This is a genomic window from Pseudomonas nitroreducens (assembly GCF_014204515.1).
GTDB classification, from domain to species: domain Bacteria; phylum Pseudomonadota; class Gammaproteobacteria; order Pseudomonadales; family Pseudomonadaceae; genus Pseudomonas; species Pseudomonas nitritireducens_A.
This window is the reverse complement of sequence record NZ_JACHLI010000027.1, coordinates 97,899-109,307: the sequence shown is the minus strand read 5'-3', so window position 1 is coordinate 109,307 and position 11,409 is coordinate 97,899. Positions and strand designations below refer to the sequence as shown.

The following is an 11,409-nucleotide window of genomic DNA, read 5'->3' as shown; positions in this document are numbered from 1 at the left end:
CGCAAACTGACTCGCATTGCCTTTGCCCTGATGACGACTGAGCAGGCGTATCGGCCTGCGGCCGATACGCGGGGGTAGACATAGAATCTCCTACGGTTCAGCCCAGCGCTCCTACAGGGAGCTTCTGGAGGACTCAGCGTCGTAGGGCGCATAACGCGCCAGCGTTATCCGCCGCTTAAAAGCCGGCGGATAACCTGTTCCAGGTTATTCGCCCTACGGCACTGTCGCGGAAGAGTCCGCTGCTACGAACCGCCGGACCTTCAGGAGCAGCAGGCGTCAGTGCTTGGCGAAACTACGCTGCAGGCGCTGCAGATCTTCCGGGGTGGTGACCTTGATGTTGTCCACCCGTCCTTCCACCATGCGCGGCGCATGGCCCGCCCATTCCATGGCAGAAGCCTCGTCGGTGATGGCCGCGTCGGCCACCAGCGCGTCGGCCAGTGCCCGGTGCAGCGCGCCGAGGCGGAACATCTGCGGGGTGTAGGCCTGCCAGACCACGCTGCGGTCGATGGTCTCGACCACGCGGCCCTTGGCATCCACGCGCTTCAAGGTGTCCCGCGCAGGCACACCGAGCAGGCCGCCCACGGTATCGAATTGCAGTTCATCCAGCAGGCGATCCAGGTCGGCGCGGGCCAGGTTCGGCCGGGCGGCGTCGTGCACCAGCACCCAGTCGTCACTGCCGGCGCCCAGCTCGGTCAGACGCAGCAGGCCATTGAGCACGGAATCGGCACGCTCGCGGCCACCGTCGGCGCGCTGGATCAGCTCGTTGGAAGCGCTCGGCAGGGTCGGCCACCAGGGATCGTCGGCAGCCAGGCACACCACCAGCCCTTTGAGCCGGGGATGGCCGAGGAAACAGTCGAGGGTACGTTCGAGAATGCTGCGACCGGCAAGGTCGAGGTATTGCTTGGGGCGGTCGGCGCGCATCCGCGAACCGATGCCGGCGGCCGGGATCACGGCCCAGAAGGCGGGAGTGGTCATTGCGCGAGCTGGTAGAGGGTTTCCTTGTCCTTGACCATGCCGAGTTCGTGGCGGGCACGCTCCTCGACGGTCTCGGTGCCTTTCTTGAGCTCGGCGACTTCCGCCTCGAGGATGCGGTTACGTTCGAGCAGGCGCTCGTTCTCGCCCTGCTGGTCGGCGATCTGCTTCTGCAGTTCGCCCACTTGCGCCAGGCTGCCATCACCGATCCACAGGCGATACTGCAGGCCGGCCAATGCAAGGATCAGCACGACGAACAGCCAGTAGGGGCTACGTAACCTCAAACCATCAGCTCCATGTACGCAAAGGGGTGGCTCGTGCCACCCCTTCACCGTACCAGACTAGTATCAGGATCAGAATCAGCCGCGGAATTCCGCGCGACCACGGTACGGCGCCTTGGCGCCCAGCTGCTCTTCGATGCGCAGCAGCTGGTTGTACTTGGAAACGCGGTCGGAGCGGCAGAGGGAACCGGTCTTGATCTGACCAGCGGCAGTGCCGACGGCCAGGTCAGCGATGGTGCTGTCTTCGGTTTCGCCCGAACGGTGCGAGATCACCGCGGTGAAGCCGGCGGCCTTGGCCATCTGGATGGCTTCCAGGGTCTCGGTCAGCGAGCCGATCTGGTTGAACTTGATCAGGATCGAGTTGCCGATCTTCTCGTCGATGCCACGCTTGAGGATCTTGGTGTTGGTCACGAACAGGTCGTCACCGACCAGCTGGACCTTCTCGCCGATCTTGTCGGTCAGGACTTTCCAGCCAGCCCAGTCGGACTCGTCCATGCCGTCTTCGATGGAGATGATCGGGTAGCGCTGGGTCAGGCCGGCCAGGTAATCGGCGAAACCTTCGGCGCTGAACACCTTGCCTTCGCCTTCGAGGTCGTACTGGCCGTCCTTGAAGAACTCGGAGGAGGCGCAGTCCAGGGCCAGGGTCACGTCGTCACCCAGCTTGTAGCCGGCGTTGGCGACGGCTTCGGCGATGGCGGCCAGGGCGTCTTCGTTGGAAGCCAGGTTCGGCGCGAAGCCACCTTCGTCACCCACGGCGGTGTTCAGGCCACGGGCCTTCAGCACGGCTTTGAGGTGGTGGAAGATCTCGGCGCCCATGCGCAGGGCGTCGGCGAAGTTCTTAGCGCCGACCGGCTGAACCATGAACTCCTGGATGTCGACGTTGTTATCGGCGTGCTCGCCGCCGTTGATGATGTTCATCATCGGAACCGGCATGGAGTACTGGCCCGGGGTGCCGTTCAGGTCGGCGATGTGCGCGTACAGCGGCACGCCCTTGGCCTGGGCAGCGGCCTTGGCGGCGGCCAGGGACACGGCGAGGATGGCGTTGGCGCCCAGCTTGCCTTTGTTCTCGGTGCCGTCGAGGTCGATCATCGCGTGATCCAGACCTTTCTGGTCAGCCGCGTCCTTGCCCAGCAGCAGGTCACGGATCGGGCCGTTGATGTTGGCCACGGCTTTCAGCACGCCCTTGCCCAGGTAACGGCTCTTGTCGCCATCGCGCAGTTCGAGAGCCTCGCGGGAACCGGTGGATGCACCGGACGGGGCGCAAGCGCTGCCGACGATGCCGTTGTCCAGGATCACGTCCGCTTCAACGGTCGGGTTGCCGCGGGAGTCCAGGACCTCACGGCCCTTGATGTCGACGATCTTTGCCATTCTAGATAACACTCCGAAGATAGAGATAAACGGGGCGGCTGGTGAGACGTTCAGAACCTGCCCGATGACTGCGCAAGGCAGTCATCGGGCCGATCCTCAGGCAGTCTCGATAGTGGGGAAATTCTTGACCAGGTCGTCCAGCTGCTTGAGCTGGGACAGGAAAGGCTCGAGCTTGTTCAGGCGCAGGGCGCACGGACCGTCGCACTTGGCGTTCTCGGGGTCCGGATGGGCCTCCAGGAACAGGCCGGCGAGGCCCTGGCTCATGCCGGCCTTGGCCAGGTCGGTGACCTGGGCGCGGCGGCCGCCGGCGGAATCAGCGCGACCGCCCGGCATCTGCAGGGCATGGGTCACGTCGAAGAACACCGGGTACTCGAACTGCTTCATGATGCCGAAGCCGAGCATGTCCACCACCAGGTTGTTGTACCCGAAGGAGGAGCCACGCTCGCAGAGGATCAACTGGTCGTTACCCGCTTCCTCGCACTTGCGCAGGATGTGTTTCATCTCCTGCGGCGCGAGGAACTGGGCCTTCTTGATGTTGATCACCGCGCGGGTTTCGGCCATGGCCACGACCAGGTCGGTCTGCCGGGACAGGAAGGCCGGCAGCTGGATGATGTCGCAGACCTCGGCCACCGGAGCGGCCTGGTAGGGCTCGTGCACGTCGGTGATGACCGGCACGTTGAAGGTCTTCTTGATCTCTTCGAAGATCTTCAGCCCCTCTTCCATGCCCGGACCACGGAACGAGGTGATCGAGGAACGGTTGGCCTTGTCGAAGCTGGCCTTGAACACGTAAGGGATACCGAGCTTCTGAGTAACCTTCACGTACTCTTCGCAGACCTGCATCGCCAGGTCGCGCGACTCCAGCACGTTCATGCCGCCAAACAGCACGAACGGCAGGTCGTTGCCGATCTGGATATCACCGACGCGGATGATCTTCTGGCTCATGCTCAGGCTTTCCCGGCTTGTTTCAGGGCGGCGTTGACGAAGCCGCTGAACAGCGGGTGGCCATCACGCGGGGTGGAAGTGAATTCCGGGTGGAACTGGCAGGCCACGAACCACGGATGATCCGGCGCTTCCACGACTTCCACCAGCGCGCCGTCGCCGGAGCGGCCGGAAATCTTCAGGCCGGCGGCTTCCAGTTGCGGACGCAGGTTGTTGTTCACTTCGTAGCGGTGACGGTGACGCTCGACGATCACTTCCTTGCCATAGCAGTCGTGCACCAGGGTGCCGGCGGACAGCAGGCATTCCTGGGCGCCCAGGCGCATGGTGCCGCCCAGGTCGGAAGCTTCGGTGCGCACTTCGGTGGCGCCGGTGGCGTCCTGCCATTCGGTGATCAGGCCGACGACCGGGTGGCCGCTGGACTTGTCGAACTCGGTGGAGTTGGCATCGGTCCAGCCCAGCACGTTGCGGGCGTATTCGATGACGGCCACCTGCATACCCAGGCAGATGCCCAGGTACGGAACCTTGTTCTCACGGGCGTACTGCACGGCGGTGATCTTGCCTTCCACGCCGCGCAGGCCGAAGCCGCCCGGAACCAGGATGGCGTCGGCGCCTTCGAGCAGGCTGGTGCCCTGCTGCTCGATGTCCTCGGAGTCGATGTAGCGCAGGTTGACCTTGGTACGGCTCTGGATGCCGGCGTGGGTCATGGCTTCGATCAGCGACTTGTAGGCGTCGAGCAGTTCCATGTACTTGCCGACCATGGCGATGGTGACTTCACGCTCGGGGTTGAGCTTGGCGTCGACCACGCGGTCCCATTCGGACAGGTCAGCCGGGCCGCACTCCAGGCCGAAGCGCTCGACGACGAAGTCATCGACGCCCTGGGCATGCAGCACGGACGGAATGCGGTAGATGGTGTCGACGTCTTCCAGCGAGATGACTGCGCGCTCTTCCACGTTGGTGAAGAGGGCGATCTTGCGGCGCGAGGACACGTCCACCGGGTGGTCGGAACGGCAGACCAGGATGTCCGGCTGCAGGCCGATGGAACGCAGTTCCTTGACCGAGTGCTGGGTCGGCTTGGTCTTGGTCTCGCCAGCGGTGGCGATGTACGGGACCAGCGTCAGGTGCATCAGCATGGCGCGGCGCGAACCGATCTCCACGCGCAGCTGGCGGATGGCCTCGAGGAAGGGTTGCGACTCGATGTCGCCGACGGTACCGCCGACTTCCACCAGGGCCACGTCGGCATCGCCGGCGCCCTTGATGATGCGACGCTTGATCTCGTCGGTGATGTGCGGGATGACCTGCACGGTGGCACCCAGATAATCACCACGGCGCTCCTTGCGCAGCACGTCCATGTAGACGCGGCCGGTGGTGAAGTTGTTGTTCTGGGTCATGGTGGTACGAACAAAGCGCTCGTAGTGGCCCAGATCGAGGTCGGTTTCCGCGCCGTCGTGGGTGACGAACACCTCACCGTGCTGGAACGGGCTCATGGTGCCCGGATCGACGTTGATGTAGGGGTCCAGCTTGAGCATCGTGATCTTCAGGCCACGCGCTTCCAGAATGGCAGCCAAGGAAGCCGAGGCGATGCCTTTCCCCAATGAAGAAACAACACCACCCGTGACGAAGATGTAGCGCGTCATGAAAAGCCCTGAATGTCAGCGTTTAGGCGGCTCGGCCGCCGGGGAAGCGAAGGTGTCGGGTACGAGACCCGGCTCACGACTTCGTCGTGAAAATAGCGAACTCCCACTGATTCGCAGGCGAATCAACAGGAGCTGTACAAGACGGGAGCGTAGTCTACCGGAAAGCCGCTATCAGCTCAAACCCGAGTCATTCGTCGGAGGTGTCCAGCGCAGTGTCCAGCCCTGCCCCGCCTCCACCCGCAGGCTCGGCAGCAGCGCGACGCCGAGCAGTTCGTCGGCTCGCCAGAGCAGCGGCAGACGGCCGCGCAGGAAGGCCGGAATCGCCGCTTCGTTGAGCAGGCGCTTGAGGTCGCGACTACCGCGCCCGGACAGGGCCATCACCTCGCCACCCTGCCGATAGCGGATTTCCAGCGGGCCGCCCGGCGGCTCGCCTTCGAAGCGCAACGCGCCGTTGCCCGGCAGCGAAATCGGCTGCGATGGATCGCTCCAGGGCTGATTCACCGGTACGAAACCGAGCCAGGGCCTGGCCAGCCACCAGAGCCGTCCGTGGGCACGACGCAGCTCGCCATCGGCAAGGCGCCAGATCGGCTCGGCGTCTTCGCGGGCATCGCGCAGGTCCCGCCAACCGGCCCAGTGCGCCGTGTCCGGCAAGCGCGCCAGGGGAGCCAGCCAGTGACGCAGGGCATTGCGCTGGCGCGGCTCACTCAGTTCCACCAGCGCAGCAATGGCCAGGGAGGGTAATTGCATGCCGATGTACTCATCGCGTGCACCGGCCGAGAGCAGGTCATTACGCGCCAGTTCGCCCAGCAGCCCGTCGGCTTCCGCCAGATGCTCGGCGCTGCGAGCGATGGTTTCGACGGCCGAAGGCCAGCGCTCGACGATGCCCGGCAACACCCGGTTGCGCAGGTAGTTGCGGTCGTAGTCATCGCTGGCATTGGAGGGGTCCTCAACCCAGCTCAGCCCATGGTTGAGGGCATAGCGCTCCAGCTCAGTACGAGTTATCCCCAGCAGCGGACGAAGCAGCATGCCAGCGCCCAGCGGACGCTGGCCAGCCATGCCGGAAAGGCCTCGCACCCCGGCGCCACGGAACAACCGGAACAGCACGGTTTCCGCCTGATCGTCACGGTGCTGGCCAGTCAGCAGGCAGCCGCCCTCCCCCAGCGCAGCCGTGAATGCCGCATAACGTGCCTCGCGGGCGGCGCGCTCCAGGCTCGCACCTCCGTCGACCCGCACGCGTACGACCTGCAATGGCGCGCCAAGTCCATCGCACAACTGCTGGCAATGCTCCGGCCAGCCGTCAGCGACGGCCTGCAGGCCGTGGTGCACATGAATGGCGGAAATCGGCGGCAAGGACTCGCGACGGGCAAGCTGCGCCAGGAGATGCAGGAGAACGGTGGAATCCAGGCCGCCGGACAGCGCGACGCACCACGCCGGCGCATGACGCCAGGGAGCGAGGAAACTCAGCAGTCTGGATTGCAGTTCAGCAGACATGGCGCAGGTCGGCAGGGTCGGGGACGAGGCAAGGATACCCCGTCACCCGCGCTGCGCCACAGGCATCGATCAGGCGATGCCGTAGCTCATCAGGCGCTCGTAGCGGCGCGCTAGGAGTTCTTCGCTGCTAAGCTGCTTGAGGGTATCGAGCTGACCGAGTAGGGATTGGCGGATGGTCTCGGACATGGCCGCCGGGTCGCGGTGGGCGCTGCCCAGCGGCTCGGGGATGATGTTGTCGACGATACCCAGGTCCTTCAGGCGATTGGCGGTGATGCCCATGGCTTCGGCCGCTTCCGGCGCCTTCTCGGCGGTGCGCCAGAGGATCGAGGCGCAACCTTCGGGCGAGATCACCGCGTAGGTGGAGTACTGCAGCATGTTCAGCTGGTCGCACACGCCGATGGCCAGTGCGCCGCCGGAGCCGCCTTCACCGATCACGGTGGCGATGATCGGGGTCTTCAGGCGCGCCATGACGCGCAGGTTCCAGGCGATGGCCTCGCTCTGGCCGCGCTCTTCGGCGTCGATGCCCGGGTAGGCGCCGGGGGTGTCGATGAAGGTCAGGATCGGCATCTTGAAGCGTTCGGCCATTTCCATCAGGCGGCAGGCCTTGCGGTAGCCTTCCGGACGCGGCATGCCGAAGTTGCGGCGCACCTTCTCGCGCACTTCGCGGCCCTTCTGGTGACCGATGATCATCACCGGCTGGTCTTCCAGGCGGGCGACGCCGCCAACGATTGCCGCGTCATCGGCGAAGTGACGGTCACCGTGCAGCTCCTCGAACTCGCTGAAGATGTGCTCGATGTAGTCCAGGGTGTAGGGGCGACGTGGATGGCGCGCCAGCTGGGCGATCTGCCAGCTGGACAGGTTGCCGAAGATGTTCTCGGTCAGCGCCTTGCTCTTTTCCTGAAGACGGGAGATTTCGTCGGTGATGTTCAGGGCGTTGTCGTTGCCGACCAGCCGCAGCTCTTCGATCTTGGCGTGCAGGTCGGCGATGGGCTGTTCGAAATCGAGAAAATTCGGGTTCATGGGCTATCCGTCGTTCTGTTGGCGGCTGGGCCTGGTCCGTAGGCGCCCTACCTTACGGTATCGGGCGCCGAGGGTCGAGACTGGCTGGCGGGCGGCCTTTGGCCACCGGCTTCACTAGCGGACTTCACTAGCGGTAGTTGAGGAAGACGTTGTCGCGGCCGAACTGGTCACGCAACGCTTGAATCAGGTTGTCTGCGGGGTCGATCCGCCACTGCTCGCCGAACTGCAACAGGGCGCGCGCCTGCTCGCCACTGTAGTCGACGGTGACCGGGCAGCTGCCACGGTGACGGGTGCAGAGGTCGGCCAGCCAGCGCAGGCGGTCGCCCTTGAGCGCATCGGCGTGGACGCGCACCCGCAGGCTCTCCGCCAGCGAGGTACGGGCCTCTTCCAGGCCCATCACACGCTTGGCGCGCAGGCGCAGGCCGCCGGAGAAATCGTCCTGGCTGACTTCGCCCTCGATCACCACCAGGGCGTCGGTCTGCAGCAGCGCCTGGTTGGCGGCGAAGGCTTCGGCGAACAGCGAGGCCTCGATACGGCCGGAGCGGTCGTCGAGGGTCACGAAGCCCATCTTGTCGCCGCGCTTGTTCTTCATCACCCGCAGGTTGACGATCAGGCCGGCGACGGTCTGGGTATCGCGCGCGGGCTTCAGCTCGACGATGCGCTGGCGGGCAAAACGCCGCACCTCGCCTTCGTACTCGTCGATGGGGTGACCGGTCAGGTACAGGCCGAGGGTGTCCTTCTCGCCTTTCAGGCGCTCCTTGAGATTGAGCTCCTTGACCTTGCGATGGTTGGCGTAGACATCCGCCTCGGGCTCGGCAAAGACACCGCCGAACAGGTCCATGTGGCCGCTGTCGTGGCTACGCGAGGTCTGCTCGGCGGCTTTCACGGCTTCTTCCATGGACGCCAGCAGCACGGCGCGGTTGATGTCGACGTGGGCGTGGTAGGCCTTCTGCTCCTCGTGGAAGTGCGGGCCGAGGCGGTCCAGCGCACCGGCGCGGATCAGCGCCTCCAGGGTGCGCTTGTTGACGCGCTTGAGGTCGATGCGATCGCAGAAATCGAACAGGGTCTTGAACGGGCCGCCTTCGTTACGACATTCGGTGATGGCCTCCACCGGGCCTTCGCCGACGCCCTTGATCGCGCCCAGGCCGTAGACGATCTGATTGTCCTCGTCGACGGTGAAGCGGAACTCGGAGTTGTTCACGTCCGGCGCCAGGATGCGCAGCTTCATGTGGCGGCACTCTTCGATGAGCGTCACCACCTTGTCGGTGTTCTGCATATCCGCGGTGAGTACCGCGGCCATGAACGGGGCTTTCCAGTGGGTCTTCAGCCAGGCGGTCTGGTACGACACCAGGCCGTAGGCGGCCGAGTGCGACTTGTTGAAGCCGTAGCCGGCGAACTTTTCCACCAGGTCGAAGATGTTGCCCGAGAGGTTTTCGTCGATGCCGTTGGCGGAGCAGCCCTCGATGAAGCCGCCGCGCTGCTTGGCCATTTCCTCGGGCTTCTTCTTGCCCATGGCGCGACGCAGCATGTCCGCGCCACCGAGGCTGTAGCCCGCCATCACCTGGGCGATCTGCATCACCTGTTCCTGGTAAAGGATGATGCCGTAGGTGGGCTTGAGCACCGGCTCGAGGCCGGCGTACTGGTAGTCCGGGTGCGGATAGGAAATCTCTTCGCGACCGTGCTTGCGGTTGATGAAGTCGTCCACCATGCCCGACTGCAACGGACCGGGACGGAACAGCGCCACCAGTGCGATGAGGTCTTCCAGGCAGTCCGGCTTGAGCTTCTTGATCAGCTCCTTCATGCCACGCGATTCAAGCTGGAAGACCGCGGTGGTTTCCGCCTTCTGCAGCAGGTCGTAGGTCTTCTTGTCGTCCAGCGGGATGCGGTCGATGTCGACCAGATCGGTCTCGCCGGCTTTCTGCTGGATGCGATGGATGATCTCCATCGCCCACTTGATGATGGTCAGGGTGCGCAGGCCGAGGAAGTCGAACTTCACCAGGCCGGCAGCCTCCACGTCGTCCTTGTCGAACTGGGTCACCAGGCCGGCGCCCTCCTCGTCACAGGCGATGGGAGCGAAATCGGTCAGCTTGGTCGGCGCGATCACCACGCCGCCGGCGTGCTTGCCGGTACCGCGGGTGACGCCTTCCAGCTTGAGGGCCATGTCCCAGATTTCCTGGGCTTCCTCGTCGGTCTTGAGGAAGTCGCGGAGCATCTCTTCCTGCTCGAAGGCCTTCTCCAGGGTCATGCCCACTTCGAAGGGAATCATCTTCGACAGCTTGTCGGCCAGGCCGTAGGACTTGCCCTGCACCCGCGCCACGTCGCGCACCACCGCCTTCGCGGCCATGGAGCCGAAGGTGATGATCTGGCTCACCGCGTTGCGCCCGTAGGCACCGGCCACGTAGTCGATCACCCGATCACGGCCTTCCATGCAGAAGTCGACGTCGAAGTCGGGCATGGAAATACGTTCGGGGTTGAGGAAACGTTCGAACAGCAGGTCATAGGCCAGCGGATCGAGGTCGGTGATCTTCAGCACGTAGGCGACCAGCGAGCCGGCACCCGAGCCTCGGCCGGGGCCTACCGGTACGCCGTTGTTCTTGGCCCACTTGATGAAGTCCATCACGATCAGGAAGTAGCCGGGGAAGCCCATCTGGATGATGGTGCCCAGCTCGAACTCCAGGCGGTCGACGTAGATCTGCCGCTTCTCTTCGTAGTTGGGCGTGGTGTCCTTCGGCCAGAGCACTGCCAGGCGCTCCTCCAGGCCCTCGTAGGAGACATGGCGCAGGTAGTCGTTGATGTCCATGTCATCGAAGGGAATCGGGAAGTTGGGCAGGAAGTACTTACCCAGCTGCACATCGATGTTGCAGCGCTTGGCGATCTCGACGGAGTTCTGCAGAGCCTCGGGAATATCGCTGAACAGCTCGGCCATTTCTTCCGGGCTCTTCAGGTACTGCTGGTCGGAATAGCTGCGCGAGCGGCGCGGATCGTCCAGGGCGCGGCCTTCGCCGATGCAGACGCGGGTCTCGTGGGCCTCGAAGTCGGCTTCCTTGATGAAGCGCACGTCGTTGGTCGCCACCAGCGGTGCGCCACTGCGCGCGGACAGGGCCACAGCGGCGTGCACGTGCTCTTCGTCGTTCACCCGACTGGTGCGCTGGATATCGAGGTAGAAGCGATCCGGGAAGACCTCCAGCCACTCGGCCAGCAGCGAGTCCGCCAGGGCATCGTTGCCCTCCAGCAGGGCCATGCCGATCTCGCCCTCCTTGGAGCCGGACAGCGCGATCAGGCCTTCGGCGGCCTCCTTCACCCACTGGCGCTCGATGATGATCTCGCCATTGCGCTGGCCTTCCTGCCAACCACGGGAAATCAGCTCGGTCAGGTTGCGGTAGCCCTTGGCGTTCATCGCCAGCAGGGTCAGGCGGGTCAGCGGGCCGTCCTCGTCGCGGTTGGCCAGCCAGACGTCGGCGCCGCAGATCGGCTTGATGCCGCCGCCCATGGCCGTCTTGTAGAACTTCACCAGCGAACACATGTTGCTCAGGTCGGTCACCGCCACCGCCGGCATGCCCGCCCCGCCGACCGCCTTGATCAGCGGCTTGACCCGTACCAGGCCGTCGACCAGGGAGAATTCGGTGTGCAGACGCAGGTGAACGAAGGTGGCGGTCATGGTGGTCCTTGGCAAACGCGAAAAACGGCAAGCCCCGGATTGTACC

The 11,409-nt window shown here is 64.5% G+C and carries 8 protein-coding genes; all 8 read right to left on the bottom strand.

Annotation, left to right across the window (positions count from 1 at the left end):
• Nucleotides 1–276 precede the first annotated feature (276 nt).
• The 8 genes from ispD to dnaE all read right to left on the bottom strand — a co-directional run bounded on the left by ispD (nucleotide 277) and on the right by dnaE (nucleotide 11,363).
• Nucleotides 277–975 (bottom strand): 2-C-methyl-D-erythritol 4-phosphate cytidylyltransferase, encoded by a 699-nt coding sequence (gene ispD, locus HNP46_RS26485; RefSeq protein ID WP_184594949.1) that lies wholly within the window; start codon nucleotides 973–975, stop codon nucleotides 277–279.
• On the bottom strand, nucleotides 972–1,256 hold the full coding sequence (gene ftsB / locus HNP46_RS26480; protein WP_184594947.1) for a cell division protein FtsB: 285 nt from the start codon (nucleotides 1,254–1,256) through the stop codon (nucleotides 972–974). Before ftsB ends, ispD begins: the two co-directional genes overlap by 4 nt.
• A 75-nt stretch (nucleotides 1,257–1,331) precedes the next feature.
• The gene (gene eno / locus HNP46_RS26475) at nucleotides 1,332–2,621 is read right to left on the bottom strand and encodes a phosphopyruvate hydratase (protein WP_015476278.1); all 1,290 of its coding nucleotides are present in this window, start codon (nucleotides 2,619–2,621) and stop codon (nucleotides 1,332–1,334) included.
• Nucleotides 2,622–2,717: 96 nt separating this feature from the next.
• Nucleotides 2,718–3,563, bottom strand: coding sequence for a 3-deoxy-8-phosphooctulonate synthase (kdsA, locus tag HNP46_RS26470; RefSeq protein WP_184594944.1), 846 nt, complete (start codon nucleotides 3,561–3,563; stop codon nucleotides 2,718–2,720).
• Nucleotides 3,564–3,565: 2 nt separating this feature from the next.
• Nucleotides 3,566–5,194, bottom strand: a complete 1,629-nt coding sequence (locus tag HNP46_RS26465) for a CTP synthase (RefSeq protein ID WP_026079282.1) — start codon at nucleotides 5,192–5,194, stop codon at nucleotides 3,566–3,568.
• Nucleotides 5,195–5,365: 171 nt separating this feature from the next.
• Entirely contained in the window at nucleotides 5,366–6,685 is a 1,320-nt protein-coding gene (gene tilS, locus HNP46_RS26460) for a tRNA lysidine(34) synthetase TilS (RefSeq protein WP_184594942.1), read from the bottom strand.
• Nucleotides 6,686–6,754: 69 nt separating this feature from the next.
• Nucleotides 6,755–7,705 (bottom strand): acetyl-CoA carboxylase carboxyl transferase subunit alpha, encoded by a 951-nt coding sequence (gene accA, locus HNP46_RS26455; protein ID WP_184594939.1) that lies wholly within the window; start codon nucleotides 7,703–7,705, stop codon nucleotides 6,755–6,757.
• Between the two features lie 127 nt (nucleotides 7,706–7,832).
• Nucleotides 7,833–11,363 carry a DNA polymerase III subunit alpha gene (gene dnaE / locus HNP46_RS26450; RefSeq protein WP_184594937.1) on the bottom strand — a complete coding sequence of 1,177 codons (3,531 nt, stop codon included), beginning with the start codon at nucleotides 11,361–11,363 and terminating at the stop codon, nucleotides 7,833–7,835.
• Nucleotides 11,364–11,409 lie beyond the last annotated feature (46 nt).

Excerpts from the sequence above, each read along its gene's own strand:
- ispD (WP_184594949.1), bottom strand. The coding sequence starts at position 975 with ATGACCACTCCCGCCTTCTGGGCCGTGATCCCGGCCGCCGGCATCGGT.
- eno (WP_015476278.1), bottom strand. The coding sequence starts at position 2,621 with ATGGCAAAGATCGTCGACATCAAGGGCCGTGAGGTCCTGGACTCCCGC.
- kdsA (WP_184594944.1), bottom strand. The coding sequence starts at position 3,563 with ATGAGCCAGAAGATCATCCGCGTCGGTGATATCCAGATCGGCAACGAC.
- HNP46_RS26465 (WP_026079282.1), bottom strand. The coding sequence starts at position 5,194 with ATGACGCGCTACATCTTCGTCACGGGTGGTGTTGTTTCTTCATTGGGG.
- tilS (WP_184594942.1), bottom strand. The coding sequence starts at position 6,685 with ATGTCTGCTGAACTGCAATCCAGACTGCTGAGTTTCCTCGCTCCCTGG.
- accA (WP_184594939.1), bottom strand. The coding sequence starts at position 7,705 with ATGAACCCGAATTTTCTCGATTTCGAACAGCCCATCGCCGACCTGCAC.
- dnaE (WP_184594937.1), bottom strand. The coding sequence starts at position 11,363 with ATGACCGCCACCTTCGTTCACCTGCGTCTGCACACCGAATTCTCCCTG.